This window comes from Amycolatopsis plumensis, assembly GCF_042652605.1.
Lineage (GTDB): Bacteria > Actinomycetota > Actinomycetes > Mycobacteriales > Pseudonocardiaceae > Amycolatopsis > Amycolatopsis plumensis.
This window is the reverse complement of record NZ_JBHSJY010000001.1, coordinates 8,560,959-8,587,922: the sequence shown is the minus strand read 5'-3', so window position 1 is coordinate 8,587,922 and position 26,964 is coordinate 8,560,959. Positions and strand designations below refer to the sequence as shown.

The window sequence follows — 26,964 nt, the reverse complement described above, 5'->3', positions numbered from 1 at the left end:
AAGGAGGACGACGTGACGCCCACCCCCGCCGCGCCCGACCGGATCGTGGAAACCGCCATCGGTTACATGGCCGCCCAGCAGCTCTTCGCCGCCAACCGGATCGGCCTGTTCCCGGCGCTGGCGGCCGGGCCGCTCGGCCCGGCCGAGCTGGCGGAGCGCACCGGCAAGCCGGAGAACATCGTCCGGATCCTCGGCGACGCCCTGGCCGCGCGCGGCCTGCTGTCCCGCGTGGACGGTCGCTACGCGCTCACGCCCGACACCACCGAGTACCTCGGCGGAGGAGGTCTGGACCTCGCGCCGTTCCTGACCTTTCTCGAGACGATCAGCTACCCGCACTGGCTGCAGTTCGCGCACACCACCGACACCGGCGAGCCCGGCGAACTCGACCTCGGCGGCGACCGCTGGACCACCTTCCTCGGCGGGGTCATGGTGTATAACGCCCTGCACGCGCGCATGCTGGCACGCGAATTCGACTTCGGCGGGTACAAGAACCTCTTGGATCTGGGCGGCCTTTCCGCCGAGTTCGCGCTCCAGGCCCTCCATGCGAACGACGTCCTGCGGGCGACCTTCGTCTACGACCCGCGGTCGGTGGACTCGGTCACCGCGGCCGTCGCGGAGTTCGCCGGCCGGACGACCGTCGTCGGCGCACCGACCCCGGGCGCCGAACCCGAGGGCGAGTTCGACCTCGTCATGGTCAACCACGTGGTCCACCGGTTCTCCGTCGAGGAGAACCGGGCCATCCTGCGGCACGCGCGGGCGGCGGCGGCGCCGGGTGCCCGGCTGCTGCTGCTGGACTTCTTCCTGGACGAGGACGACTCGCCGCGGGCGCTGGACGCGCTGCACGCGGGGGAGTACCTGGTCATCGACGGCACGGTCGTGTACCCCGAGCGGGACGTCCGGGGCTGGCTGGCCGGGGCCGGGTGGCGGCCGGTGAACCGGCTGACGCTGCCGGGTTCGCCGCGGGTCCTCGTCGCGGAGGCGGTGTGAGCATGGGGCTCGACCCCGCGGTGCGGGAGCTGCTGGCCCGCAGCCCCGACGCGCCCGTCCGCCCGATGACGGCTGTCGAGCTGCGGGCGGCGTTCGCGGCGTCGCGGCCGGAGCCGGGCCCGCTGGCGCCGGTGGCTTCGGTGACCGAGGTGTCCGTGCCCGGCCCGGGCGGCGACCTGCGCGTCCGGCTGTACCTGCCGGACGCGCCGGGCCCGGTGCCGGTGTTCGTGTGGATCCACGGCGGCGGCTGGACGATCGGCTCGATCGACGAGAACGAGGTCGCCTCCCGCGCGGTGTGCGCGGCGGCGTCGGTCGCGGTCGCGGCCGTCGAGTACCGCCTCGCACCGGAGGACCCGTACCCGGCGGCGCCCGAGGACTGCTACGCCGTGCTGGAATGGCTGGCGGCGGGCGGCGGGGGACCGGCGGTTTCGCCGTCCCGGATCGCGGTCGGCGGCGAGAGCGCCGGCGGCAACCTGTCCACAGTGGTCTCCCTGATGGCCCGCGACCGCGGCGGCCCGCCGATCGCGGCGCAGGTGCTGATCTGCCCGGTGTTCGGCCACCCCGACGACGGCCATGCGTCCTATGTGGACTTCGCGACGGGTTACGGCATGACCGCCGACGCCATGCGGTTCTTCTTCGCCCAATACGCTCCGCCTTCGCTGGACGACCCCTACGTGCTGCCGTCGCGGGCCGGTGACCTCACGAGCCTGCCGCCGGCGCTGGTGCTGACGGCGGAGTACGACGTCCTGCGTGACGAGGGGGAGGCGTTCGCCCGCCGGCTGGCGGAGGCCGGGGTGGCGGTGGACCTGCACCGGTACGCCGGGCAGATCCACGGTTTCTACGGCCTGTACACCGGCCTGCCCGCGTCCGCGCGGTCGCACGCCGAGGTGGCCGCGTACCTGCGGGGGATCTTCGCCTGAGGTCAGGGGCGGGTGAGGCGGTCCAGGAGGGACTCCAGGTGCCGGTGCTGGAGGTCGATCGTGGAGAACTCGCCCGCCACCAGGCTCATCACGTTGGCGCCGGCGTTGAGCAGCACGATCTCGTCGACGATCTGCTCGTCGGGGGTCGCGGTGACGATGTCGCCGTCTTCGCGGCCCTCGGCGAGGAAGCGGTGCAGCAGCCCGCGCCACTCGCGGACGTGCTCGAGGTACTTGTCGTGCATGGTCCGGTTGCCCAGCGACATCTGCCAGAAGATGAGCAGCACCCGCCCGGCGGTGATCCGCTCTTCGTCGATCGGCATGGACGAAACGCAGATCTCGCGCAGCGCGGTGAGCCCCCGCAGCCCGTCGAGCTCGACGTACTGGCGCATCATGTCGAGGGCTCGCTCGTAGGTGGCCGCGATGATGTCTTCTTTGCTGGGGAAGTAGAGCTTCAGGGCCCCGTTGGCGAATCCGGCGGCGGCGGCGATCTCCCGCATGGTGGCGGCTTCGATCCCGCCCCGCACGATCAGGTCCCAGGTGACGTCGACGATGTCGCTGCGCCGCTGGTCGTGGTCGATGATCTTGGGCACCCGGCACCTCCCGCACTGTTTTCTCTACCAGTGTAGGAGAAAGTGTGCGTGAGGACGGCGCCGGGGGTCAGCGGCGGAAGACGCGCCGCCCCGCGAACCACGTCTCCACGACCTTCGTCTCCGCGACCTCCGCCGTCCGGAAGGGATTGCGGTCCAGGACCACGAAGTCCGCCGATCGCCCCGGTGTTAACGCGCCCGTCACGTCGTCCAGGCCGCACGCCCGGGCGCCGCCCAGGGTGAACACCTCGATCGCCTCGGCCAGGGTGATCGCCTGCTCCGGCCAGAGCGCCCCCGGGCGGCGGCCGTGCGGGTCCGCACGCGTCACCAGGCCCGCGATCCCCTCCCAGGCGTTCGGCGACTCGCTCACCGGCCAGTCCGAGCCACCGGCCACCAGGGCGCCGGTGTCCAGCAACGTCCGGTTCGGCTGCATCCGCGCCGCCCGGGCGGCCGGGAGCACCTCCGCGATCGCCTCCGGGATGACCCCCGGCACCCACAGGAACGGCGAGATGTCCGCCGCCACGCCCAGCGCGGCGAACCGCGGCAGGTCGTCCGGGTGCACGAACTGCCCGTGCGCCACCTGGAACCGCGTGTCGGCGTACCCCGCCGCGCGCACCTCCTCGACCGCGTCCAGGAACTGCCGCACCGACGCGTCGCCCGTGCAGTGGACCTTCGCCGAGAAGCCCGCGGCGGCCGCCGTGAGGAGCCACTCGGTCAGTTCGGCCGGGGGCATCGTGGTGGCGCCGTGGAAGCATCTGCCGTGGGTGTCGTCGGGCAGGTACGGCTCCAGGAACGCCGCCGTGCGGGTCGGTGGAACGCCGTCGAGGAAGATCTTCACGAAGTCCGGCCGGTGGTGCTCGGTGCGGTACTCGACGGCGAGCTCCAGCAGGGGCGCCCCGATCGGGTCGAAGCCGAAGATCGGGTCGTTGACCAGCAGCGACGACACCACCCAGGCGTCGAGCTCGTCGGCCAGGTCCAGCGAGCGGAGTGCACCCAGGATGTCGGTCGAGACCCCGGCGTCCTGGAACGCGGTGACCCCGAAGCCGTGCAGCACCTCGATCGCCCGCCGGGACGCCCGCCGGTGCTGCTCCGGGGTCAGCCCGGCGATCACGCGCTCGACCAGCACCCCGGCGGCCTCCAGCAGCAGCCCGCTCGGCTCGCCGCCGTCGCGGACGACGACCCCGCCGGGCGGGTCCGGCGTCGCGGCGGTGATCCCGGCCAGCTCCAGGGCCCGGCTGCTCACCCAGCGGTTGTGCCTGCTGTCGTCCGACAACGACACCGGCCGTCCGCCCGCGGCCTCGTCCAGCGCCCGCCGGGCCGCCGGAACCGACAGCTCCGCGACCAAAGTGGACGCCCAGGCACCGCCGGTGAGCCATTCGTCCGGTCCCAGCGACGCGGCTCGCGCGCGGACGGCGGCCAGGATGTCCTCGATCCCGGCGTCCGCGCCGAAGGTGAGCTCGAACAGCTCCGCCCGCCCGGCCATCGCGTGGTGGTTGTGCACGTCGACGAGCCCGGGCATGACGAACGCACCGCCGAGGTCGAGCACCTCCGTGTCCGGGCCGGCGACGTCGTCGACGACCTTGCCACCGCCCACGGCCAACGAGGACGCCCACGGTCGCGCCTTGTCCAATGTGTACACGACGGCGTTCGTCAACACCAGGTCGGCGGCCATGGTCAGCTCTCCGCCGGGTCGTCGAGCGGCAGCCAGGTCGAGGTGTCGGAGATTGTCATCTTGTCCTCAGTGTGCGCAGTGGTCGCCGGACGGGAGGTCGAGCGCGGGGTTGCGGTCGAGGAACCCGGCCGGCCGGAACAGGAACCCCGAGCGGTCGACCGGCATCACCGGCCAGTCCTCGGGGCGGGGTACGTGGGTCGGGCCGAAGACGTGCCACAGCACGAGGTCGGTGTCGACGAGGTCGCGGTCGGCGGCCGTCCACGCCGGCAGGCCCGCGCCGCCGGGATGGGCGTTGGGGCGCTCGCCGGCCGGGAACCGCTCGTCCGCGCGGTACGGCGTCGCCCACAGGTGCTGCGTGGCGAAGGTGGCGCGGGCGTGCACGGTCGCCTCCGGCTGCGCCATCAGCGTCGCCGAGGGCCGCGGCACCAGCTGGTAGGCGGTCGGCTTGCCGAGCCGGTTGACCCGCGACGCGCTGCGGACCTCCCAGACGCGGGCGCGGGCCGGATCGGCCCGGCGCATCGCCTCGCGTTCGGTCCGCAGCGGTGTGGTCTTCCAGGTGAACGCGTTGCCGTACGGGTTGCGCGGGCCGGTCGGCACGCCTTCGACGTCGACTTCGTGCAGGCTGGTGCGGTCGCCGTCGACCTCGACGTCGAGGCGCGCGCAGAACAGGTGCTGGTGGACCGGCGCGAACAGGCCGGGTGCCAGCTCGGTGGCGTGCGGCTGGTCCGCACCCGGTGTCCCGGCGCCGCAGAAGACGATGCCGGTGGCCTTCGCCTCGAACTCGATCGAGCCGTCGAGGTGGAAGTACCAGTAGTGGCCGTAGTCGTAGTTGCCGATGGTGGAGATCGACGACACCACCAGCCGCCGTGACCGCCGGACCTCGGGCCGCCCGGCCAGGTCGGTGTGCTTCCAGAGGATCCCGTCGTCCTCCTCGTGCAGGCAGACCGCGCGCGGGATCTCCACCGGCTCGCCGCGGTCGTCGGCCACCCAGGCCGGGAAGTAGTGGATTTCGCCGACGCAGTCGCAGCCCAGGCGCAGGTCGTTGCCGTTCTTGCCGAACTGGTACTCGCCGGCGTCGAAGTAGCTGATCCAGAACCGGCCGGGCGCGACGTCCCCGTACGGGACCACCATCTCCGGGACGGAGGCCCGGTACAGGACCGGCCGGCCCTGGAAGCTCACCTGGTGCAGCGTCAGCCCTTCGCGGGCGTTGAAGCCGACGCGCAGCCGCCAGCCCTCCCAGCTCACTTCGGAGCCTTCAACGGTGAAGCTCGGCCCGGCGGGCTGGGTGATTTCGACCGGCTTGAGCGTCGTCCGCGCCGGGACGCCGGTGTACCGCCCGCTCTCGGCGGGCACCGGGACGTCCCCCTCGTCCTCGACGCGCAGCACGCGCTGCTCGGTGAGGTTCAGGTGCACGACCAGGCCTTCGACCGGGTGCGCCCACGGGCTGTCGTCGGCGTCTTCCCGCAGGAAGGTCAGGGACCGCAGGACGCGGCCGGTCTCGTCTTCGCGCCCGAAGTAGCCGGGCGCGAGCGGCGCGCAGAAGGCGTGCTCGATCCGGTCGGCGAGGCCGCGCCGGGCCATCGCGGCCTGCCACTGCTCCGACGCCTTCGTCAGCTGCTCGGCCAGCGCGTATTCCTCGAACAGGTACGACGGCTGCCCGTCGGCCTCGGCCCAGTCGTCCCAGGACAGGAGTTCGCCCTTGGTCACCGAGACGACGGCCTCGCCGGCGCGGCCGGTGGCGGTGTCGAGGAGCGTGTAGCGGATCCGGCGGTCGCCGCCGCCCGCGCGCACCTCCGCCTTGGCGGGTTCGACCGGCAGGACCTGCGGGACCCGGATCGTGTCGCCGGTCAGCCCGGCCGCGGCGAGGATCGCGCGGCCGGCGGACAGCTCGGCGGCGGTCAGCGGGTCGAGGGGGTGCGGCGTGCTCACCCTGACGAGTCTCGGCCCCGGTCGCCGCGGGCGCCATCGACCTTGCGGCGCCGGACAACAACGCTGCGCTCGCGGCCAACCGCCCGGCGGCCGCCCGCGGTGAGGATGGGCGCATGCGAACCGAACTCGCCGGGAAGGCGGTGCTGGTGACCGGCGGCGCGTCCGGCATCGGCCTGGCCTGCGCCGAAGCGTTCCGCGCCGAGGGTGCGCGCGTCGGCGTCATCGACCGCAGGGCCGGTCCCGGCGTCGTCGAGGCGGACGTCACCGACGAACCCGCGCTGGCCGCCGCGGTCGACGCCGTGGCCCGCGGCTTCGGCGGCCTCGACGCCGTGGTCGGCTGCGCCGGGATCTCCGGTCCGGTCGGCACGCCGCTGTCCGCGACCACGGCCGACGACGTCGCCCGGGTCCTCGCGGTCAACGTCACCGGGCAGTTCCTGCTGGTCAAGCACGCGCTGCCGTGGCTGGCCGACGGCGGCGCGGTGGTCCTGCTCGGCAGCGACTCGGCGTTCACGGCGGCGCCGGGCATGGTGCCCTACTGCGCGTCCAAGGGCGCGGTGGTCGCGATGACCCGCGCGCTGGCCGTCGAGGTGCCGGGCATCCGGGTCAACTGCGTCTGCCCGTCGGTGGTGGACACGCCGATGGCGCGCGCCGACCTCGGCGCCCTCCTGGACGATCCGGCGTTCCCGGTGCAGGCGGCCGAAGACGTCGCCCGGCAGGTGCTGTTCCTCGCGTCCCCGGCTTCGCGGCCGGTCAACGGCCAGGCCCTGCTGGCCGACTTCGGGATGTCGGCGCGTTCCGCGTTCCCCGCATAGGAAAGGATCCACAGTGGACTCATCAGGCAAGGTCGTCGCGATCACCGGCGGCGGCACCGGCATCGGCGCGGCGGTGGCCCGCCGGTACGCGGGCGAAGGCGCGCGCGTGGTCGTGCTGGGACGGCGTCGCGAGCCCCTCGAGAAGGTGGCCGCGGAAACCGGCGCGCACGTCATCACCGGCGACGCGAGCGTGCGCGAGGACGCCGAAAGCGCCATCGCCGAGATCATCGGCAAGTACGGACGGCTGGACGTCGTGGTCGCCAACGCCGGCGGCCACGGCCTGTCGTCGGTGGTCGACACCGGCGACGACGAGTGGGAACTGGCCCTGCGCTCGAACCTCTCCAGCGCGTTCGTGTTCTGCCGGGCCGCGCTGCCGTCGCTGGTCGAGACGGGCGGGCAGGTGGTCGTGGTGTCGTCGCTGGCCGGGCTGTTCGCCGGGCCGAACGTCGCCGGCTACACGGTCGCCAAGCACGCGCTGATCGGCCTGACCCGCTCGATCGCCCGCGACTTCGGGCCGCGCGGGGTGCGGGCGAACGCGGTGTGCCCCGGCTGGGTCCGCACCCCGATGGCGGACGGCGAGATGGACCAGTTCGCCGCGGCGGCGGGCTTCACCGGCGGCCACGAGGAGGGCTACCGCCGCGTGACGGCCGAGGTCCCGCTGCGCCGCCCCGCCGAGCCGGAGGAGATCGCGGCGATCGTCCGGTTCCTGGGCTCGGCGGAGTCGTCGTACATCACCGGCGCGGTGCTCGTCGCCGACGGCGGGGCCCACGCCGTGGACCTGCCGACCCTGGCCTTCGAGCGCGCCGGGATGTGACACCACGGCTCGTGAGTGCGTAACAGTGTTCTAACACTGTTACGCACTCACGAGCCCAGGTAGGCGGAGTGCAGGGTGGCGGGGGAGTCGAGGAGAGTCTGGGCGTCACCGGTGTAGGTGACGCGGCCCGACGAGACCACCACCGCCTCCTGCGCGACGCCGAGGGCCAGGTGCGTGAACTGCTCCACCAGCAGGATCGCCGCACCCTCGGCCGCGAACCGCGTCACGACCGGCAGCAGGCGGGTGAAGACCACCGGGGCCAGGCCCAGCGACATCTCGTCGATGAGCAGGAACGCCGGGCGCGCGGCGAACGCCCGCGCCAGCACGACCATCTGCTGCTCGCCGCCGGAGAGCAGGGCCGCGGGGGAGTCGCGCCGCTTCTCCAGCTCGGGGAACAGCCCGAGGACCTCGTCGACGACCGCGGGCGTGCGGGCGGTCAGGCGGAGGTTCTCCAGCACCGTCAACCCGGGGAACACCGCGCGGCCCTGTTCGATGTGGGCCAGCCCGAGCCGGGCCCGCGCCACCCGGGAGTGCCGCGTGACGTTCACCCCGCCCAGGTGGACGCTGCCCGCCGACGGCGGCACCACGCCCGACACCGCCTCCAGCAGGCTCGTCTTCCCGGCGCCGTTGGGCCCGACCAGCGCCGTGATCCGGCCCGGTTCGAGGACCAGGTCGACGTCGCGGATGACCGGGCCGGCTCCGCGCTTCACCGTCAGCCCGTGGACTCGCAACGCGTTCACAGCAGCTCCGTTTCACCCATGTACGCCTTCAGCACGGCCGGGTCGGCCAGGACGTCGGCCTGCGGCCCGCTCGCCAGCACCCGGCCGAAGTCGAGCACGGTGAGCGTGTCGCAGACCGACCGGACGAGGTCGAGGTCGTGCTCGATGAGCAGCACCGACACCCCGAACCGCGCGGGCACCTGCCGCAGCCGCCGCCCGAACGCCACGTGCTCCTCGTGCGGCAGGCCGGCGGCCGGCTCGTCGAGCAGCAGCACCCGGGGTTTCGCGAGCAGGTGCCCGACGACCTCGACGAGCCGCCGCGCGCCCGCGTCGACCCGCGACAGCGGCGTCCGCGCCGCCGGGCAGCCGAAGAACTCCAGCGCGCCGTCGAGCTCGCGGCCGGTGAGCCGCCGCCGGGCGACGAACCGGACGTAGGCGCCGACGGTGAGGCCGGGCGGGACGCGGTCCTGCTGGAACGTCCGCCGCAGGCCGGCACGGGCCCGCCGGGTGGGCGAGCCGGTGAGCGGCCGTCCGCCGAGGGTGGCGGTGCCCGTGGCCCGGGGCAGGAAGCCGCTGATCGCGTCGACCAAAGTGGACTTCCCGGCGCCGTTCGGGCCGATCACGCCGAGGATCCCGTGTTCCGGCACCGTGATGTCCACTTCGGACAGCGCGGTGACGTGTCCGAACGAGACGCTCAGCCCGCGGACCTCGAGCACCGGGCCGCCGGGAGGCAGCGGCTCGACGTCGGTCACGGCTTCGGTGAGCCCGACCCCGGCGGTCCGGCCGGAGCGGCGGCGGTACCAGAGGGCCCGCACGGCGGTGCCGAGGTTGCCGCGGCCGGTGAGAGCCTGGACGCCGAGCACGCCGAAGACGACGAAGCCCCAGTCCTGCGGCACGCCCCAGCGTTTGAGCAGCTCGGGCACGGCGACCCAGAGCAGCGCGCCGAACACGGCCATGTCGATCAGGTGCGCGCCGGACATGATGGCCAGCACGTACAGGGCGAGGGACTGGATGGCGGTGAAACTGGCCGGGAAGGCCAGACCGACCTGCCCGGTGAGCAGGCCGCCGCTGATCCCGCCGAGGGCGGCGCTGACCGCGAAGGCGGTGAGCTTCGACGTCCGCACGCCCGCGCCGACCGCCGCGGTCCCGCGCTCGGAGAAGGCGACGAGGTGCCAGCTGCTGCCCCACCGCCCGCGGCGCAGGAAGTGCACGACCAGCCCGCAGGCGACGAGCACCAGCACGGCGAACAGGAAGTAGGACCGGTCGTCGGAGAACGCTTCGGGCCGCTCGACGGAGAGACCTTCGGTGGCGCCGGGGAACTGGATCTGCACGAGCGTGTGGTCGGCGGCCGCGGCCAGCCCGAGGGTGACGACGGCGAGGGTGATGCCCCGCAGCCGCAGCGCGGGCAGCCCGACGAGCACTCCGGCCACGGCGGCGGCGAGGCCGCCGAGCAGCAGCCAGGTGCCGAACCCGCCGGGCACGCCGGCGACGTTGCAGGCGGAGACGACGAACGCCCCGACGGCGGCGAAGGTCAGCTGGCAGAGCGAGATCATCCCGGCGGTCCCGGTGACGACTCCCAGCCCGAGCAGCGCGATGGCCGCGACGACGGCACTGACCCCGAGGTAGACGAAGTACCCGGCGAGCCCGACGCTGAGCGCGTAGCCGATGCCGACGGCCGCGGCCGCGACGAGGAAGGGCAGGCCCGCTCGCGCGAGACGGTGTTCAGCGAGCCGCACGGCGCACCTCCTCGGCGAGCGGCGACCGGTCGGCGAGCCGCGCTGCCGCCAGGGGCCACCCGAGTGGACTCTCAGCGAGCCGCATCCCACACCTCCTTGCGCTGCGTCCACAGCAGCAGCGCCACGATCACCAGGAACGGCAGGAAGTACCGCAGGACCGACAGCCGGTCACTCTGCGCCACCGCGCCCTGCGCCATGCCTAGCACCAAGCCGCCGAGCACCGCCAAATCCAGCCGGCGGAAGCCGCCCAGCAGGGCCGCCGCCGCGGCCGGGACCACCAGCATCGCCAGCGACGTCGGGTCGTTCGACTGCGACGGCGCCACGATCGACACCGCCAGGGTCGCGATCACCCCGGTCGCCGTCCACACCCCGACCGACAGCGGCCGGGCCGGGATGCCCAGCAGCTCCGCCGTCGTCGGGCGCTCCGACAGCGCCCGCAGGCGAACGCCCAGCGCCGTCCGGGCCAGCACCGCCCGGCAGCCCAGCGCGACCAGGACCGCCAGCGCGACCGTGAGCACCGTGACCTGGCTGACCACCACACCCCCGATCGTGAACGCCGGGCCGGCCAGCAGCGGGTGGAACGGCTGCGGCTTGTTCCCGAAGAGGATGAACGCCAGCGAAATCAGCAGCAGGAGCACCGCGACCGTCGTCGCCGAGCGCGTGCCGGTGTCGGCCTCGGCCAGCCAGGTGGAGACGATCCAGCCGAGCACCGCGCTCAGCGCGCCGCCGAGCAGGATGCCGGCCAGGGTCGCCAGCCACGACGGGACACCGAGGTGGACGGCGAGGAAGACGGCGACGTAGCAGCCGAACATCCCGGTCGCCGACTGGGCGAAGTTGACCACTCGCACCAGCCGCGACATCAGGGTCAGGCACACCGCGAGCACCGCGTAGAGCCCGCCGGCGGCCAGACCGGCCAAAGCGCCCTGCAGCATCGACGTCCTCCTACTGCTTCGGGATCCGGAGCCAGTCCTGCGCGGCCAGGTCCCACTTGCCGGCGCCGGTGGCCAGCTTGATCGGCCAGCCCGCGGTGTTGTCGTGGTGCGCCTGCGCGGGCCCGAACACGTACGGGGTGCCGACCATCGGATCGCTGATCGGCTTCATCTCGCGCAGCGCCTTCGACACCGTCTCGCGCGTGATGTCGCCCTTCATCCCGCGCAGCACGGCGAGGAAGTACTTCGCCGCCAGGTAGCCGCCCTGGCTGAACGACGTCAGCGGGATCTTGTTCTTCGCCATCAGCTCCCGCCAGTCCTTGTTGGCCGGGGCGGCCGCGTCGGTGAACGGGTAGAACTCGGCCGGGACGTACACGCCGGCGCCCGCGTTCGAGATCGCCTTGGCGTAGTTCTCGCTGTAGACGCTGGTCAGCAGCAGCCAGGTGACGTCGGTCCAGCCCTGCGCCTGCGCGGCCTTGAGCTGGCCGATCGAGTCCGGTTCCACCGGGTTGACCGTGATCGCCTTGCAGCCCGCCGCGCGCGCCTTGACGATGTAGGGCGTGTAGTCCGATCCGCCGTAGGGCACGGTCGAGTCGAGGTACTTCAGCTTCTTGCCGGTGATCTTCGTCCACTCGCCGATGGCCGCCTGGTACGCCGGCAGCGTGTTGCCGGCGATCTCCAGCAACGCGCAGATGTCGTCCTGCTTCAGCACTTCCGAGCCGTAGAGCAGGGTGAGCGTCATGTCGTGGAACGGGCCGACGTTGACCGGCGCGATGTTCGGGCTGGAGAAGCACGCCGGGTCGACGCCGATGCCCGGCATCGACAGGATCTTCTGCTGCTCGTAGTACTTCTCGTTGATTTCGCACTCGATCAGGCTCGATGAGCCGACGAGCGCGACGGCCTGGTCACCGCCGACCACTTCGCGGGCCGCCGCCGCGGCGGCCGCCGGGTCGCCCTTGTCGTCGATCGCCTTGTACTCGATCTTGCGGCCGTTGACACCGCCGGCCGCGTTGGCCGCGTCGAACACGGCTTTCGCGGCCGCGGAGGCCTCCGGGAAGGTGGCCGCGCCGGACAGCGCGTTGACCGACCCGACCACGATCGGGCCGTTCGAGCCGGCGTCGGAGCCGGCGCAGCCCGCGGTGGCCAGGAGCACGGCCGCGGACAGGGCGGGGAGGAATTTTCTCATTGCTGCTCCCGGAGGGCGGCCACGACGGGCGCGGAGTCGACGATCTGCTCGAAGGACACGACCTCGCCGCTCGCGAAGCGCCACAGGTGCGCGACGCGGGCGGTGAACGACCGGCCGGTCCGGCGGTGGGTGCCGGTGTAGGTGCCGACGCCGACCACCGCGTCCCCGGCGTCGAGCAGGTCGCCGAGGGTGAAGCGGTAGCCGTCCCAGTCCCGGCCGATGGCCTCGAACACGTGCTCGCGCACCTCGTCCGGGCCGGTGTACGTGCCGGCGTAGGGGAACCCGGCCGCCTCCGTCCACGTCGTCTCCGGGCCGAGCGGGGCGAGCATGCCGGGCAGGTCGCCGCGGTCGCTGGCGGCGTAGTGCGCGCGGATGGTGTCCACATTGGACGCCTTGGGCACGTTGGACACTGTGGACTCCTTCAGACAGGCTGGGCGTCGGGGTAGGCCACCGCGCCCAGTGGGTAGATGTGCCCGCCGGCGCGGGAGTGCTCGGACCGCCCGTCGCCGGTCAGGCCGAGGAAGACGCCGGTGGTGCGCAGGGCGTAGCCGAGGTCGTGCAGCCAGACGCTGGCCACGGCGATCCGGAACTCGCGGAAGCAGAACAGGTAGAGCCCGTCGGCGAACTTCCACACCGTCGACAGGTCCATGTCGCCGTGCCCGCGCTGCACGCCTTCCAGGCACTGCCAGGCGTAGCGCTGCGAAGAGACGTAGACGTGCTCGTAGAGGTGGTCGGGGCTGTAGCGGTAGAGGTTCCGCTTGCCGATCAGGTCGCGCGATGGCCCGGGCACGGCCCCGGACGGCTCGCCGCCGTCGGTGACACCGGCCCGGAAAGTCTGCGAAACGCGGGGAACGCCCTCGACGTCCTCGGCGCCGATCACCGAGCGGACGGCGAGGGCTCGGTGCGTGGCCGTCGAGTACACGACGGTCAGCGCTTCGCCATCGACGCCGGCGAGCGGCAGGTTCACGAAGAAGACGTCGTCGCGCACGGCGACGGCGTCGTACGGGTCTTCGACGCCGTTGCACCGGACGTGCTTGGCGTCGGTGAAGCTCAGGGCGAGGACTTCGCCGTCGTCGAGGGTGATCGTGACGTCCCGGCCGGTGAGGTCGGCGTTCGGCAGCCGGTAGGTGGCGATGCCGGCCGCGAACTCGTCGTAGGTGCGCCAGTCGTCGGAGGGGGCTTCGGGCATGGCCTCATCGTCGGGCGGCCCCGAGGTCCGGGCGAGCGGTCACGCGCTGGCGGGCAACTACCGGACGCTGACGGTCAACTCCCGGCGCACCTCGCTCGGCGCCCGGCCGAACGCGCTCTTGAACACCCGGCTGAAGTGCGCGGCGTCGACGAACCCCCAGCGGGCGGCGATGGCCGCGACCGGGCGGCCGGCGTGCACCGGGTCCAGCAGGTCGCGGCGGCAGTGCTCCAGCCGCCGGGTGCGGATCCAGCCGGACACCGTGGTGCCCTGCTCCTGGAACAGCCCGTGCAGGTGGCGGGTCGAGATGAAGTGCTCGGCGGCGATCCGCGCCGGGGTGAGGTCGGTCGACTGCAGGTTCGCGTCGATGTGGGCGCGGATCCGGCGCATCAGCTCGTGGTGCGGGTCGGCGTTCGCGCGCGCGAGGTCCAGTTCGGTGGCGACCAGGGTGGACAGCAGGTCGACGGCGCTGTGCGCCAGCCGCGCGCCCGCGGGGCCGCCCAGCTGCTCGAGGTTGCCGCCGAGCTGGGCGAGGAACGGCACGACGACGTTGCCGACGCCCTCCTTGCCCGACATCCGCACCGCGGTCAGCCGCCCGACCAGCTCGGCGGGCAGGTCGATCAGCCGCTGCGGGAACATCACGACGAGGGTCCGGAAGTCCTCTTCGAACACCAGCGAGTACGGCCGGTGCGTGTCGTAGAGGGCGACGTCGCCGGGGCGCAGCACGGCCTGCCGGTCGTCCTGCACCAGCAGCCCGGTGCCGGCCAGGATCAGGCTCAGCTTGTAGTACCGGCGCTCACCGCGCGCAATCAGCTCCGGCGTGCGCTCCACGACGTGGGGTGAGGCGGTTACCTCGGAAACCTGCACGTCATCGGCCGCCGAGGAGCGGATCCGGCCGCGGAAGCCGTCACCGCCCGCGGTCACGTGCAGCGGCACGAAGGACTGGGAGACGGCGGCGCGGAATTCGGTGAAGTCGCGGGCGATGAGAGTCGTCGGGGCAGGCACGGTCACCTCGCAGCGTCGGGAGGGGGAAGCGTCGTATACGATAAGCGATACGATCACCGGCGACAATGCTCGGCGGGCTGCGCGTAGACGGCGACGCTTTCGCGGCCGTGCTGAGGGGGCTGGAGGACCACCGGGCCGCAACGGTCCGGAGCGGGACAAACCGAGGCTTCCTAGATTCATGAGACCCGTGGGCTGCCGGACCCCGACCGGCGGCAAGCCTGGTGACCACCGAGGCGGTGAGGATTTCCACGGAAGCGAATTAGGTGACGGTAGTGGAGCGGGACGAGTGGCTGGACAGCCGGCTGAGTCCGGAGCAGGCCGGAGTGTTGCGCGACCTCCGAGTCGTCGTCTCTCCTGAGCGTGAGGCGGACCTGTACAGCTTGATTGTCTTCTGGCGGCGGCAGATCGCGAAGTTGCGAGGGGATCTGTCCCGTCCGGACAGCGACCGGACGGTGTGGGGAGCTCATGACTACGTGGCCGCCCTGTTCACCCGTGACGCGGTTGCCGAAGGTCTCGATCTCGTCCGCCTGGAGCCGTCCACACTGGCGGTGGTCGATGTCCTCGATGGCGAGTTCATGTCCTGCACCGAGCCGGATGACACGAGCTTGCTGACGAAGGTCGATGATTCGGTCGAGCCGGGCAGCGGGTGGTGGTGGGCAAGAATTCCGGTCAGTGGCCCGGCACGCAGGGAAATCGCCCGTACGGCGCGCGGCGTCCCGTCCTGGCGGATCACCCAATCTCAGCCGCGATTGCTGGATGATCCGCCATAGCCACCCCGCAACCCGGGGTGATGGACTGGCCTCATGAAACCGACCTCGGTGATCACGCGGGTGGACGTGCCCGCCAGAGAGGGCCGGGCCGTTCGAGTCGGCGCCGGGGACCTCATACGGGTCAGCACCCCTGAAGGGGCTCAGGTGGGCGACCTCTTCGCGTTCGTCTCGGCCGACGCCGCGGAGCACCTGAGTGCCGCGCACACCCGTGGCCACGTCGACCGGCTGTTCCCGCACGTGCGCGAACAGTTCGTCACCACACGCAGGCGACCCGTCCTGACCCTGGTCGAGGACACCTCGCCGGGCCGGCACGACATGCTGATCCCCGCCTGCGACCCGGCGCGCTACCGGAACCTGGGTCACCACGGCGAGCACGCGTCGTGCGCGGAGAATCTCGTGACCGCCTTGCGCGGACTGGACATCGAGATCACGACGGTGCCACAGCCGGTCAACCTGTTCATGGACATCTCCCCGAACGCCGGCGGCGATCTCGAGTGGCGGTCGTCGCCCGCCGCTCCCGGGGCCGCCGTGTCCTTCCGCGCGGAGCTGGACTGTGTCGTCGTCGTGTCCGCGTGCCCCCAGGACCTCGTCGGCATCAACGGGCACGAACCCGGCCCGCTGGTCATCGAGGTCCACCGAACCGACTCCCACGAAAGGTAGCTCGATGAGCACCACCCACCCCGCACTCACCCCGATCCGTCTGGGGAAGCACGAGCTCTCCTCGCGGTACGCCGTCGCACCGATGACCCGCGTCTCCGCCTCCCCGGAGGGCGTCCCCACCGCGGACATGGCCGACTACTACGCCGAGTTCGCCGCCGGCGGGTTCCCCCTGGTGATCACCGAGGGCGTCTACCCCGACGCCGCGTACAGCCAGGGCTACCTCAATCAGCCCGGCCTGGCCCGCGCCGAGCACGTCGAGGCGTGGCGCGCGGTCACCGGCGCCGTGCACGCGGCGGGCGGAGTGGTGATCGCCCAGCTCATGCACGCGGGCGCGCTGTCGCAGGGCAACCGGTACACCAGCGAGCGGATCGGGCCGTCCGCGGTCCAGCCGCGTGGCGAGATGATGCCCGAATACGGCGGGAGCGGCCCGTGGCCGGTGCCCAGGGAGATGTCCGCACAGGACATCGAAGACGTCGTCGACGGTTTCGCGGCCGCGGCGGGCAACGCGGTCGCCGCCGGCTTCGACGGGGTCGAGGTGCACGCGGCCAACGGATACCTGCTCGATCAGTTCATCACCGACTACACCAACAAGCGCACGGACTCCTACGGCGGGCCGATGGCCAACCGGATCAGGTTGACCGCCGACGTCACGCGGGCGATCAAGGCCGTGGTGCCGCGGGAGTTCGTGGTCGGCGTCCGGCTGTCGCAGACGAAGGTCAACGACTTCACCTACCGCTGGCCGGGCGGGGAACGCGACGCCGAGACCGCCTACACGGCACTGGCCGCGGCGGGAGCGGATTACCTGCACATCGCGAGCGAGGGGCGCAACTGGCTCGATACCGCGCGGCTCGTCAGCGGGCGTACGCTCACCAGCGTCGCCCGCGAGGTCACCGGTCTGCCCGTGATCGTCAACGGCGGCATGCACGACGTGGTGCTCGCCGAGCGGGTGCTGGACGAGGGGCATGGGGACTTGCTGTCGATCGCGAGGGCTGCGCTGGCCAACCCGGACCTGCCGCACCGGGTGGCCAAAGGAGTTGAGCTGGACCGGTTCGACCACGGCATGCTCGACCCGACGGTCACCCTGGACAACGCGCGCCGACGGCGAGCGGGCGAACGAGGATGACCGCCGGTTCGTGGCTGGGTGGCGGCGCCGCGGTCGCCACCCTCACGTTCGACGTGGACGCGGAAACCCCGGTACTGGCGGCGGGGGCGCACTACGCCGGGCATCAGATGACGATGTCGCACCAGTCCTACGGGCCGGACGTCGGCGTGCCGCGCATCCTGGACATGCTCGACGAGCTGGGTGTGCCGGCGACGTTCTTCGTTCCGGGCTGGGTGGCGCGGAACCGCCCGGGGCTCGCGGCTTCCATCGTGGAGCGTGGTCACGAGGTCGCCCACCACTCCTACGCCCACCGTGCCCCGACTTCGATGAGCGAGCAGGAAGAACGCGACGACTTCGCCAAGGCGATGGAGGTCTTCTCCGCGCAGGGGATCGAGATCCGGGGCCACCGCGCGGCGCTGTGGGGCGCGCGGTGGCAGACCCCGGACCTGGTCGCCGAGCACGGCCTGTCCTACGACTCCTCGCTGATGGCCGACGACCGCCCCTACCGGATCGCCACGGCCGGTGGCGAGATCGCCGAACTGCCCGTGCACTGGTCGCTGGACGATTGGGAGCAGTACGCCTTCCTGCCGGAACCGCACATCGGGTCGGTGATCGAGTCGCCGTCGAAGGTCCTGGAGCTGTGGCGTGCCGAGCTGGACGGGATGCGGCACTACGGCTGCCTGTTCAACCTCTGTTGCCACCCGTTCCTGTCCGGGCGGCCCGGCCGGATCATGGCGCTGCGCAGGCTCGTGGAATACGCCCTGGAGTGCGGCGACGTCACGTTCCGGCGTTGCCGCGACCTCGCGGACGCCGTGCTCGCCGACCCGGCGCTCACCGCCCGGCCGGTGCCGGAACCACCGGTCTACCCGTAGAACTCGGCTGCTTCGAGCGCGAGGTAGAGGTCGACCCGGTCCTCGGTGCGGGCCACGTCCCGCCCGGTCAGCTCGGTGATCTTGACGAGCCGGTTCCGCAGGGTGTTGACGTGGACGAACATGGCCTCGGCCGTCGCCGTCCAGTGCCCGCCGTGCTCGAGGAACGTCCGGATGGTGCGGACCAGCTCGCTGCCGCGCTGGGCGTCGTGCTCCCGCAGCGGGCCCAGCACCACGTCGGCGAAGTTCCGCAACGTGTCGGCGTCGTGCAAGCCGAGCAGCAGGCGGTGCGTGCCCAGTTCGGCGAACGTCGCGACCGGGGGACCACCCCGGCGCCGAAGGACGTGGCAGGCCTCCCGCGAGCGCACCAACGGCTGCTTGAGCCCGGCGGCGTTCTCGGCGCTCCCACCGATACCGACCACCGCGGCGCGGCCGGGGAACCGGGTGCCGACGGCGCCTGCCAGCCGGGTGGCGAGGTCGTGGAGATCGGCATCGGGCCGCCGCCACGGCACCACCGCCACGACGTCCCCGGTACCCCCGGCCACCGCCGCCGGAGAGTTCTCGGCCAGGAAGAACTCCATGACCGCCTCCGTCAAGCCGGGCAGGGTCGGCGCCCCGGCGCCCGTGAAGGCCAGGGCCAGCACCGCGAGCGAGCCGCTGGGATCGACGCCGAACGCGCGGAGCCTGCCCGGCACCTCACCGCTGCGCTGCGGACCGGAGAGGATCATGTCCAGCAGCTCACTGGCGAACCGCAGCTCGATCGCGTGCACCGCCTGCTGTTTGGCCGCTTCCAGGCTGAGGAACCGGGCGGCTTGCTCCAGCGCGGCGCGCTCCCCGTCGCCGAGGTCGCGCAGGGGACGCGGGCACAGCAGCGCCGCGTCGAGGTCCCCGATCGCGCCGACGAGGAAGACACTCGCCACTTCCTCGTCCCCGAGGTCGATCTCCAGCGGCGGTGGGTGGTCACCGAGGCGTTCGGCCACGGCGGCGCGCTGCTCCTCCGTCAGGTCCGCTCCGGCCGAGGCCACCGACCGTCCGGCCCGGTCGACCACGGCCAGCGGTACGTCGTAGTCGCGGCGCAGCACCTCCAGCACCCCGGAGGCCCCTGCTCCCCGTGACAGCGCGGTCGCCAGTGCGTCGCCGCGCCGCACCATGCCGAGCAGGCTGGACTGACGCATCGCGGCGTAGTGGCCGGCGGCCGCTCGCGTCACCGCCGTGAACGGCACTCCCGCGCCGATCTCCACCAGAGGCAGCGCGGCCGCGGCGCACGCGTCGATCATCGCCCGCGGCGTCCGCGGCATCTGCCGACGCAGGCCGAACACGATCCCGGCGGCACCCGCGTGCACCACATTGCCGACGAACTCCGCCGCCTCGGCGTGCTCGAGCCACATGCCGTTCGTGAGCACCAGTTCCCGCTCGCCCAGGTACGGCGACGGATCGGGAAGTTCGGTGTTGTGCACCCACACGACAGCCTCGTCGAGCGCCCCGGGCCGGCCCTCCACGAGCAGGTGCAGGCCGAGATCGGCGTTCTCCACCAACGATCGGATCGTGAACACGTTGTGAGCTTAATACAGTGATCGGGCCACAAGCTGGAGTTTCCTCTACTGGTCATGGTGGGGTCCCGGGTGCTTCGGTGAGGCCAGTCACCCGGCGGCCCCCAGGAGGTAGCGATGGCACAGGACACGGCGGACGGTGTGCGCTTCGACGCACACGGAATCGAGCCGATCCCCGACCACGGGCGTGACTCCACGCCGTGGGAACAGTTCTGGATCTGGTCCGGCGCCAACATCGCGCCGATCAACTGGGTGCTCGGCGCGCTCGGGATCACCCTCGGGCTGAGCCTGCTCGAGACGCTGGCGGTGGTGGCCCTCGGCAACCTGGTCGGGTGCGCGGTCTTCGGCCTGTGCAACGTGATGGGCCACCGCACCGGCGTGAACCAGATGGTGCTCGGCCGGGCGTCCTTCGGCCGCCGTGGCGCCAAGGTGCCCGGTGTCGTCCAGGGGTTGCTGGCGATGGCGTGGGTGGGCGTCAACACGTGGGTGGTGCTGGACTTGATGCTGGCAGCGTTGCGGCAGCTCGGCATCGAGGGCGGACCGTGGCTGCGGTACGTCGTCGCCGGCGTGATCATGGCGGTGCAGCTGTGGCTGGCCCTGTACGGCTTCTACGCCATCCGCACGTTCGAGAAGTACACCGTGCCGGTCACGGTCCTGGTGATGGTGGTGATGACGGCGCTCGCGCTCAGCCGGGCGAAGGTGGACTGGACGTCGTCGACCGCGGCCTCCGTGCCCGACAAGGTCACCGCCGTGACCCAGCTGCTCACCGCGATCGGGGTGGGCTGGGGTGTCACGTGGGTGCCCTATTCGGCGGACTACAGCCGGTTCGTCCGTCGTGGCGCCTCCTCGCGTTCGGTGTTCTGGGCCTCGGCGCTGGGCATGTACCTGCCGACCGTGTGGCTCGCGGCGCTGGGCGCGTGCCTGGCCAGCGCGGGCGGGAGCAGTGATCCGTCGGCTCTCGTGGTGAGCGCGTTCGGCTCGATGGCGCTGCCGGTGCTGCTGTTGATCATGCACGGACCCATCGCGACGAACATCCTCAACCTCTATTCGTCGTCACTGGCCGCGCTGAGCGTCGGCGTGAAGGTCGCGCGGTGGAAGCTCACCCTCTTCGCGGGCGTGGTCGCGTCGGTGGTCCTGCTGACGTTGATGGAGGCGGAGAGCTTCGCGCACGCCTTCGACAACTGGATGACTTCGATCCTCGTCTGGATCAGCCCGTGGGCGGCCATCGTGCTGATCGACTACTTCGTGCTGCGTCGCGGCAGGCTGGACGTCTCCTCGCTCTACACAGGTACCGCCTCGGTGAGCTGGCGCGGGCTGCTGAGCCTCGGGCTGGGTGTGTTCGCCGCGTGGACGTGGCAGTACGGGCTCACGCCGGTGATGCAGGGGCCGCTGGCGACCGCGATGAACCACACGGACTTCTCGTGGCTGTCCGGCTCGCTGGTCGCCGGCGGGCTGTACTACCTGTTGCAGAAGACGCGTTCGCCGAACGCGCGGGCGATCGAGGCCGGCCGGTGACCCCGGACGAGGCGCTGATGGCGGCGCGACGGACACCGGACACGTTCCTCCAGCTCATGCCCGCCGCACGGAATGAGGAAGCCACCGGGCCGCTCGACGGCGTGCCGTTCGCGGTGAAGGACATCTTCGACGTGCGTGGGACGCGCACCACGGCGGCGTCGCGTGTGTTCGAGCACCGGCCGCCCGCACGCGAGGACGCGGAAGCGGTGCGGCGCGTCACCGCCGCCGGGGCCGTCCTGATCGGCAAGACCACCATGAGCGAGCTGGCGTTCTCCGGGCTGGGGGTGAACGAAGGGTTCGGCACGCCGACGCTGTGCCGCGCCGGCCGCGACCACGTCCTCGGCGGATCGTCGTCGGGGTCGGCCGCGGCCGTCCGCGCCGGCGTCGTCCCGTTCGCGCTCGCGAGTGACACGTCCGGGTCCGCGCGGATCCCGGCGGCGTGGACCGGCCTGTTCGGGTTCCGCCCCAGCCGGGGGCGGTACCCGAGCGCCGGGATGACCGCGCTCGCCCCCACGCTCGACACGGTCGGTCTCATCGCGGACAGCCTCGAGTACGTCGAGACCGTCGACCGGATCCTCGCGGACGTTCCGCCTCCGGCGAGGGATGTGCGGGCCCCGGCGTTCGTGGTCCCGCACGAGGCATACCTCGCGAGCTGTGACCCGGATGTCCTGGAACGGTTCCACGCCGACGTGTCCCGGCTGCGCGCGGCAGGGCACCGGATCGCCGAGCGGAAGATCGACTCCCTCGACGCGGCGCGCGGGCTTCACCAGCGTCACGTGCACATCGTGGAAGCGGAGGCGTTCGCGGCGTTCGGGGCGTACCTGGAGCAACCGGACCTGCTCGGACCGGCGGTGCGGCGCCGCCTCGAGCGAGCGCGTTCCCGTCTGCGCGCGGGCTCTGCCGACGTGCTCTACCAGGCCATGCCGTCGCTGCGGCGTCAGTTCCGCCGGGAACTGGGGGAGGCACTGCTGCTGAGCCCGGCGGTCGAGATCGACGCTCCCGCGTACGAGGACGTCCGCACGTCGCCGCAGACGCACGACGAACGGAACGGGCGTGCTTTGACCATGACCATGGTGCTGAGCTACCTCGACGCGCCGAGCCTGGTCATTCCCACCGGTACCGGCGAGCAGCCGGCAAGCGTTCAGCTCTCGAGCTGCTCCGGGCAGGACGACTTGGTACTGCGCGCGGCGCGGTTGCTCGCCGGGACCTGAGAAGCGGGAGACGGCGTCGAGCGGTGCGGCCGGTTTCCCATCGCTTCCGGTGCGGCATCCGCGGCTTCCGCGACGCCGACGAGGTCCCGGACGGCACCTTCCACGCCCAGTGCCTCGGCCGCGTCGAGGACTGGGACCCGCACCGCGGGGAGCTCCTCGTGCACCCCATCGCGATCTTCAAGCAGCGGCCAGTGCGGTCCGGACCGCCCGCTCGACCAGGATCGGGACGAAGGCGTGGATGCGGGCGCCGGCGAACCGGGCGCGCTCGCGGTCGATCATGGCGTGCAGCCGGGTGCGGGTGACGTTCGCGTAGTCGCGGCCCAAGCGGTCTTCGAGCTGGGCGAGGTGGGTGTCGAGCTGCTCGGAGGCCATCGTGTCCAACGTGCTCATCGTTCACCTTCCGGTCGGCAGTGGTACGGACAACATGCCCCATGAGACGACCGCGAGATGAACCCGAGGTGAACAGTGAAAATTCACGCGCTGCTCGAGGACTCCGGTACCCGTCGGCGGCGTCGGACGAGCCCGGCGACGATCACCGCCACTGTCCACGGGACCGCCCCCGAGTGCGCTGCGGTGTCGGTGCCGGGCAACTCGGCAAGCCGTGTCCACCCTGCCGAATCCAGACCGGCGCCGGGGGGATCACCGGAGCGGAGGTCCTCTGCCTGAACACCGTTTCCCGATCAGCCGGCCTCGGCGGCGTGCACCGCTTCGGCGACCGAGAGGAGGGTGGCGATCGGGTCGTCGCCGAGGGGGTAGACGCCGACCTGGTCGGCGCCCGCGTCCCGATGGGCCAGCAGCCGTGTCGCCACGGTGGCCGGGTCGCCGTGGGCGACGAGCGCGTCGATGAGGCGGTCGCTGCCCGCGTGGGCGAGGTCGTCGTCGGTGTACCCGAGCCGCCGGAGGCTGTTCGCGTAGTTGGTGACGGCCAGCGCCATCCCGGGTGGGGCGGACCGGGCGATCGCGCGCGCCCGCTCGGCGTCCGGCTCGATGAGTGCGAAATGCCCGGGCAGCAACAGCTTTCCGGCGCCGATGGCGGAACGCGCCCGCCGGGTGTGCTCGGCCGGCACCATGCACGGGATGGTGCCGGCGGTGCGGTCGCGGGCCAGGCGCAGCATCCTCGGCCCGAGCGCGGCCACCACCACTTGGCCGGCCGGGACGCCCGCACGATCGAGCCGGTCCAGATAGGACACCAGCGTGTCGTGGGGCGATGCCCATTCGGCGTGGACCTCGCGGTGCCCGATGCCGATACCGAGCAGGAACCGGCCGGGGTGCTTGGCTTCGATCCGGTGGTAGGAGGCCGCGACGGTGTCCGCGTCGGCCGTCCAGACGTTCACCACGCTCGTGCCGACGACCAGCCGGGTGGTCGCGTCGAGCAGCTGCTCGGCGAGGGCGAGGTCGGCCGGCGGTGAGGCGTCCAGCCAGAGCGTGCCGTAGCCGGCCCGCTCGACTTCCGCCGCGCTTGCCGGGGTCACTTCGTGCTCGCGCAGGTGGGCGCCGAACAGGCCGAGATCGATGTTCATGCCCTCGACTTCAGCACGACGGCGCGTCGCGAACCAGGACCAAGGTGGACGCGCAGCGATAACCTGAAGGCATCGTCGCAGGGGAGGGCCGGTGGAACTACGGGCGTTGCGGTACTTCGTCACGGTCGCCGACGAGCTGCACTTCGGCCGGGCCGCCGACCGGCTGCACATCGCCCAGCCCGCGGTCAGCAGGCAGATCGCGCAGCTGGAACGCGAATTGGGGGTCCGGCTGTTCGACCGGTCACCGCGCCGGGTCCGGCTCACCGCGGCCGGGCACCGGGTGCTCGACGCGGCGCGCGAGGCGCTGGCGGCCGCCGACCGCGTCCGGGTCGCGGCGAGCCCGCGGGCGGGCGTGATGCGCATCGGGACCGGCACGGGGCAGTTCACCGCCCGGCTGGAACGGGGGATCGACGCGTTGCGCGAGCAGGCCCCGGCCTTCGACGTGGTGCTCGTCGACCTGCCGCTGCCCGCGCGCCTGAACGCCCTGCGGCAGGGTGAGCTCGACATGGCGCTCGCGCGGGGCGTGGGGGCGGCGCCCGGGCTGTCGGTGCTGCCGACGTGGACCGAGTCGCTGTTCGCGGTCGTGTCCGCGCGGCACGCCGCCGCCGGTCGCGCGGCTGTCGGCGTGGCGGAACTGGCCTACGGTCCCTTCCGGACTTCCCAGGACCACGACCCATCCGTGGTCACCGCGCTGCGGGAGGCCGGCGCGCCGGCCCCGATGGGGCACCGCGCGGCCACGGTCGGCGACACGATCGTGGAGGTCGGCTCCGACCCGCGCAGCTGGACGGTACTGCCCGCCGACCAGGTGGCGGAGCTCCGCTCGACCCGGGTGCGCGCGATCCCGCTCGACCCCCGCACGACGGTCACCGGCAGCGTCGTCGTCCCGGCCGACCTGCCGTCCCACTGCGCGACGGCGCACCGGGCGGCCTTCGGTGACTGACGCTCGGCCCCGGCGGCACGAAGGTGGCATTAGTCTGCCGGCCACCGACGAGTCCGGGCGGCCGCTGAGCTAAGGCAGCTCCAGGTGCTCGCGCAACGTCGTGCCCTCGTACTCGGTGCGGTAGACACCGCGGTCCTGCAGTTCCGGCACCAGCCGGTCGACGATGTCGTCGAGCGCCGCCGGGACCAGGTGCGGGCTGATGTTGAACCCGTCCGCCGCGCGGGTGCGGACGTAGTGCGCCCACTCGTCGGCGACCTGCCCCGGTGTGCCGACGAAGCCGTGCTGGCGCGGCTGGACCTCCAGGACCAGCTGATGGATGGACAGCTTCTTCGCCTCGGCCAGCTCCCGCCACCGCTGGATCCGGTCCAGCTTCCCGGTCCGGTCGGCGATCGAAATCGTCCCGCGTGACGGGTCGAGCTCCCCCTCGACGGGGTCGATGTCCGGCAGCGGGCCGCGCGGGTCGTACGCCGACAGGTCCCGGCCCCAGTACTGCTCGAGGAACGCCAGCGCGCGCTGCGGCGTGATCTGGCGCCGCCGGATGTCCTCCGCGCGCTCGGCCGCGTCGGCGGGCGTGTCGCCGAGGACGACGGTCGCGCCGGGCAGGATGCGGACGGCGTCGGCGGGCCGGCCGTGGCGGGCGAGGCGGGCGCGCAGGTCTTCGGCGTAGGCGAGGGCCTTGTCGTAGGCGGTGTTGGCCGAGAAGACGACGTCCGCGTACTTCGCCGCCAGTTCACGGCCGCCGGAGGAGTCACCGGCCTGGAACAGCACCGGACGGCCCTGCGGGCTGGGCGGCACGGTCGTGGCCGCCCGCATGTTCACCAGGTCGGTGTGCCGGTCCACCAACCCGCCACCGGACCACAGCGCCAGGGCGGCCTCGACGAACTGCGAAGCCCGTTCGTACCGGCGCTCGTGGGCCAGCCAGCCGCCACGGCGGAAGTTGGCGCCGGTCCAGGCGTTGTCGGTGGTGACGATGTTCCAGCCCGCCCGGCCGCCGGACAGGAAGTCCAAAGAGGACAAGCGGCGGGCGAGGTCGGCCGGGAAGTTGTAGGTGGTGTTCTGGGTGGCGACCAGCCCGATCCGGGTGGTGGCGGCGGCCAGTGCGCTCAGGTGGGTGATCGCGTCCGGGCGGCCGGCGACGTCGAGGGCGTGGACGCGCCCGCGGTTCTCCCGCACCCGCAGGCCCTCGCCGAGGAAGAACGCGTCGAACAGACCGCGCTCGAGGGTCCGCGCCACCGACACGTACGTCTCGATCGCGGTGTGGTCGGCGTTCGACGGGTCGTCCCAGAGGAACTGCGGGCCGACGCCGGTGTAGAACACGCCGAGGTGCAGTCGCGTGCTCATGCGAACACGCTTTCCGCGCGCGGCAGGCCGAGAGACGTACGCAGCGTGTCGCCGGGTCGCGGCGGGATGAGCAGGCCTTCGCCGCGCAGCGCCGGCAGTACCTCGCCGGCCAGCGTCGGCAGATCGGCGGCCTGGTCCGCGAGGTGCAGGCGGACGCCGTCGACGCTCGTGGCCAGCCAGCCCAGCAGTTCGGTGAGGCCGAGCGCGGACCCGGTGTAGCGCAGGCGGTCGTGGTGTGTCCGACGTCCGGTGTCGCCGAGCTGGACCTCGACCTCCGCGAAGACGAGGGGAGCGCCCGTCTCCCGCGCTCGCGCGGCGCGGTTGCGGACGTCGTCGAGCCCGGCGCCACCCACGAGCACGATGTCCGGACGGGCGGCTTCGGCCAAGGCGTCGGAGGCGAGCACCACCGGTCTGCCTTGAGGTGGTCTCGGGGTGATCAGAGGGCCTTTGACGGAGAACCGCGTGCCGGTGAAGTCGACGTGGTGGACCTTGTCCGGGTCGAGGTACCGCCCGGTGGCGACGTCCTTGATGACGGCGTCGTCATCCCAGGAATCCCACAGTTTGCGCACGACTTCGACGACGTCGGCGACTTCGTGGTGCAGCGCGTCCGGGTCGAGCCGGGATCCGCCGACGGTGGCCAGGGCTTCGGCCGAGCCGTCGGCGCCGACCACCCAGGCCGCCCGTCCGTGCGAGGCGTGGTCGAGACTGGCCAGCTGCGCGGCCAGGTGGAACGGCTCGGCCGTGGTGACGTTCGAGGCCGGGGCGAGCCCGAGCCGGTCGGTCAGCGTCGCGACGTACGCCGCGCGTGTGGTCGCGTCGAGCCGTAGACCGCCAGGAGGTGGCAGCGGCGAGTCGTCGAAGGTGGCGAAGGTGAACCCCGCCCGTTCGGCGGTGACGACGATGCCCGCCAACGCGCCGGGCGACAGCTCGCCGTCCAGCTCCGCGGCGAGATGCAGACTGCGAGAAGTCATGTCTCCACAGGTATCCGGTGCGCCGCCGCGACG

Annotated in this window: 27 protein-coding genes; 11 read left to right on the top strand and 16 right to left on the bottom strand. The window is 72.4% G+C overall.

What is annotated here, in order from left to right; translation table 11 throughout:
* Positions 1-12 precede the first annotated feature (12 nt).
* Positions 13-987, top strand: coding sequence for a methyltransferase domain-containing protein (locus ACFPLC_RS41315; RefSeq protein WP_378205963.1), 975 nt, complete (start codon positions 13-15; stop codon positions 985-987).
* On the top strand, positions 984-1,907 hold the full coding sequence (locus ACFPLC_RS41310) for an alpha/beta hydrolase (protein WP_378205960.1): 924 nt from the start codon (positions 984-986) through the stop codon (positions 1,905-1,907). Before ACFPLC_RS41315 ends, ACFPLC_RS41310 begins: the two co-directional genes overlap by 4 nt.
* A gap of 2 nt (positions 1,908-1,909) precedes the next feature.
* On the opposite strand, the gene ACFPLC_RS41305 is transcribed toward ACFPLC_RS41310, so the two are convergent.
* From ACFPLC_RS41305 to ACFPLC_RS41295, 3 genes are all read right to left on the bottom strand, one after another.
* On the bottom strand, positions 1,910-2,497 hold the full coding sequence (locus tag ACFPLC_RS41305) for a TetR/AcrR family transcriptional regulator (RefSeq protein ID WP_378205957.1): 588 nt from the start codon (positions 2,495-2,497) through the stop codon (positions 1,910-1,912).
* Positions 2,498-2,564: 67 nt separating this feature from the next.
* Complete coding sequence (locus tag ACFPLC_RS41300) at positions 2,565-4,166, bottom strand: amidohydrolase (RefSeq protein WP_378205954.1); 1,602 nt, start codon at positions 4,164-4,166, stop codon at positions 2,565-2,567.
* 66 nt (positions 4,167-4,232) lie between these two features.
* Positions 4,233-6,095: a primary-amine oxidase gene (locus ACFPLC_RS41295; protein ID WP_378205951.1), complete on the bottom strand. Its 1,863-nt coding sequence runs from the start codon at positions 6,093-6,095 to the stop codon at positions 4,233-4,235.
* A 113-nt stretch (positions 6,096-6,208) separates the two neighbouring features.
* Between ACFPLC_RS41295 and ACFPLC_RS41290 the strand changes: the two genes are divergently transcribed.
* Positions 6,209-6,907 carry an SDR family NAD(P)-dependent oxidoreductase gene (locus ACFPLC_RS41290; RefSeq protein WP_378205948.1) on the top strand — a complete coding sequence of 233 codons (699 nt, stop codon included), beginning with the start codon at positions 6,209-6,211 and terminating at the stop codon, positions 6,905-6,907.
* A gap of 13 nt (positions 6,908-6,920) precedes the next feature.
* Positions 6,921-7,721: an SDR family NAD(P)-dependent oxidoreductase gene (locus ACFPLC_RS41285; protein ID WP_378205945.1), complete on the top strand. Its 801-nt coding sequence runs from the start codon at positions 6,921-6,923 to the stop codon at positions 7,719-7,721.
* 47 nt (positions 7,722-7,768) lie between these two features.
* Here the strand turns inward: ACFPLC_RS41285 and ACFPLC_RS41280 are convergent, their stop codons facing one another.
* From ACFPLC_RS41280 to ACFPLC_RS41250, 7 genes are all read right to left on the bottom strand, one after another.
* On the bottom strand, positions 7,769-8,461 hold the full coding sequence (locus tag ACFPLC_RS41280) for an ABC transporter ATP-binding protein (protein ID WP_378205942.1): 693 nt from the start codon (positions 8,459-8,461) through the stop codon (positions 7,769-7,771).
* Entirely contained in the window at positions 8,458-10,176 is a 1,719-nt protein-coding gene (locus ACFPLC_RS41275) for a branched-chain amino acid ABC transporter ATP-binding protein/permease (protein ID WP_378205939.1), read from the bottom strand. The genes ACFPLC_RS41280 and ACFPLC_RS41275 overlap by 4 nt, the downstream gene beginning before the upstream one ends.
* 71 nt (positions 10,177-10,247) lie before the next feature.
* Complete coding sequence (locus ACFPLC_RS41270; protein ID WP_378205936.1) at positions 10,248-11,108, bottom strand: branched-chain amino acid ABC transporter permease; 861 nt, start codon at positions 11,106-11,108, stop codon at positions 10,248-10,250.
* Between the two features lie 10 nt (positions 11,109-11,118).
* Complete coding sequence (locus tag ACFPLC_RS41265) at positions 11,119-12,291, bottom strand: ABC transporter substrate-binding protein (protein WP_378205933.1); 1,173 nt, start codon at positions 12,289-12,291, stop codon at positions 11,119-11,121.
* On the bottom strand, positions 12,288-12,701 hold the full coding sequence (locus tag ACFPLC_RS41260; protein WP_378205930.1) for a nuclear transport factor 2 family protein: 414 nt from the start codon (positions 12,699-12,701) through the stop codon (positions 12,288-12,290). Before ACFPLC_RS41260 ends, ACFPLC_RS41265 begins: the two co-directional genes overlap by 4 nt.
* An 11-nt stretch (positions 12,702-12,712) precedes the next feature.
* Positions 12,713-13,480 (bottom strand): MoaF C-terminal domain-containing protein, encoded by a 768-nt coding sequence (locus tag ACFPLC_RS41255; protein ID WP_191308297.1) that lies wholly within the window; start codon positions 13,478-13,480, stop codon positions 12,713-12,715.
* Positions 13,481-13,537: 57 nt separating this feature from the next.
* On the bottom strand, positions 13,538-14,482 hold the full coding sequence (locus ACFPLC_RS41250; RefSeq protein ID WP_191308296.1) for an AraC-like ligand-binding domain-containing protein: 945 nt from the start codon (positions 14,480-14,482) through the stop codon (positions 13,538-13,540).
* Between the two features lie 272 nt (positions 14,483-14,754).
* On the opposite strand from ACFPLC_RS41250, the gene ACFPLC_RS41245 reads away from it, so the two are divergent.
* The 4 genes from ACFPLC_RS41245 to ACFPLC_RS41230 are packed head-to-tail and all read left to right on the top strand — an operon-like array spanning position 14,755 to position 17,886.
* Positions 14,755-15,252, top strand: coding sequence for a hypothetical protein (locus ACFPLC_RS41245; protein WP_378205927.1), 498 nt, complete (start codon positions 14,755-14,757; stop codon positions 15,250-15,252).
* A gap of 33 nt (positions 15,253-15,285) precedes the next feature.
* Positions 15,286-15,912 (top strand): DUF1989 domain-containing protein, encoded by a 627-nt coding sequence (locus tag ACFPLC_RS41240; RefSeq protein WP_378205924.1) that lies wholly within the window; start codon positions 15,286-15,288, stop codon positions 15,910-15,912.
* A 4-nt stretch (positions 15,913-15,916) separates the two neighbouring features.
* Positions 15,917-17,035 (top strand): oxidoreductase, encoded by a 1,119-nt coding sequence (locus tag ACFPLC_RS41235; RefSeq protein ID WP_378205921.1) that lies wholly within the window; start codon positions 15,917-15,919, stop codon positions 17,033-17,035.
* Entirely contained in the window at positions 17,032-17,886 is an 855-nt protein-coding gene (locus ACFPLC_RS41230; RefSeq protein WP_378205919.1) for a polysaccharide deacetylase family protein, read from the top strand. The genes ACFPLC_RS41235 and ACFPLC_RS41230 overlap by 4 nt, the downstream gene beginning before the upstream one ends.
* Here ACFPLC_RS41230 and ACFPLC_RS41225 read toward each other — a convergent pair.
* On the bottom strand, positions 17,877-19,436 hold the full coding sequence (locus tag ACFPLC_RS41225; RefSeq protein ID WP_378205916.1) for a PucR family transcriptional regulator: 1,560 nt from the start codon (positions 19,434-19,436) through the stop codon (positions 17,877-17,879). The genes ACFPLC_RS41230 and ACFPLC_RS41225 overlap by 10 nt on opposite strands.
* Positions 19,437-19,550: 114 nt before the next feature.
* Here ACFPLC_RS41225 and ACFPLC_RS41220 point away from each other — a divergent pair, with 114 nt between their 5' ends.
* A complete protein-coding gene (locus ACFPLC_RS41220) occupies positions 19,551-20,948 on the top strand; it encodes a cytosine permease (protein WP_378205913.1) in 1,398 nt (465 codons plus the stop codon).
* Positions 20,855-22,159: an amidase gene (locus ACFPLC_RS41215; protein ID WP_378236118.1), complete on the top strand. Its 1,305-nt coding sequence runs from the start codon at positions 20,855-20,857 to the stop codon at positions 22,157-22,159. Before ACFPLC_RS41220 ends, ACFPLC_RS41215 begins: the two co-directional genes overlap by 94 nt.
* On the opposite strand, the gene ACFPLC_RS41210 is transcribed toward ACFPLC_RS41215, so the two are convergent.
* The 3 genes from ACFPLC_RS41210 to ACFPLC_RS41200 all read right to left on the bottom strand — a co-directional run bounded on the left by ACFPLC_RS41210 (position 22,090) and on the right by ACFPLC_RS41200 (position 23,679).
* On the bottom strand, positions 22,090-22,302 hold the full coding sequence (locus tag ACFPLC_RS41210) for a hypothetical protein (RefSeq protein WP_378236117.1): 213 nt from the start codon (positions 22,300-22,302) through the stop codon (positions 22,090-22,092). The two genes, ACFPLC_RS41215 and ACFPLC_RS41210, sit on opposite strands and share 70 nt — an antisense overlap.
* A gap of 34 nt (positions 22,303-22,336) precedes the next feature.
* The gene (locus tag ACFPLC_RS41205; protein WP_378205907.1) at positions 22,337-22,549 is read right to left on the bottom strand and encodes a three-helix bundle dimerization domain-containing protein; all 213 of its coding nucleotides are present in this window, start codon (positions 22,547-22,549) and stop codon (positions 22,337-22,339) included.
* Positions 22,550-22,839: 290 nt separating this feature from the next.
* Positions 22,840-23,679: a TIGR03620 family F420-dependent LLM class oxidoreductase gene (locus tag ACFPLC_RS41200; protein ID WP_378205904.1), complete on the bottom strand. Its 840-nt coding sequence runs from the start codon at positions 23,677-23,679 to the stop codon at positions 22,840-22,842.
* A 91-nt stretch (positions 23,680-23,770) separates the two neighbouring features.
* On the opposite strand from ACFPLC_RS41200, the gene ACFPLC_RS41195 reads away from it, so the two are divergent.
* Positions 23,771-24,619 (top strand): LysR family transcriptional regulator, encoded by an 849-nt coding sequence (locus tag ACFPLC_RS41195; protein ID WP_378205901.1) that lies wholly within the window; start codon positions 23,771-23,773, stop codon positions 24,617-24,619.
* 69 nt (positions 24,620-24,688) lie between these two features.
* On the opposite strand, the gene ACFPLC_RS41190 is transcribed toward ACFPLC_RS41195, so the two are convergent.
* Together ACFPLC_RS41190 and ACFPLC_RS41185 are read right to left on the bottom strand one after the other, a co-directional pair.
* Positions 24,689-25,960 (bottom strand): LLM class flavin-dependent oxidoreductase, encoded by a 1,272-nt coding sequence (locus ACFPLC_RS41190; RefSeq protein ID WP_378205898.1) that lies wholly within the window; start codon positions 25,958-25,960, stop codon positions 24,689-24,691.
* Positions 25,957-26,931, bottom strand: coding sequence for an LLM class flavin-dependent oxidoreductase (locus tag ACFPLC_RS41185; RefSeq protein ID WP_378205895.1), 975 nt, complete (start codon positions 26,929-26,931; stop codon positions 25,957-25,959). The genes ACFPLC_RS41190 and ACFPLC_RS41185 overlap by 4 nt, the downstream gene beginning before the upstream one ends.
* Between the last annotated feature and the right edge of the window lie 33 nt (positions 26,932-26,964).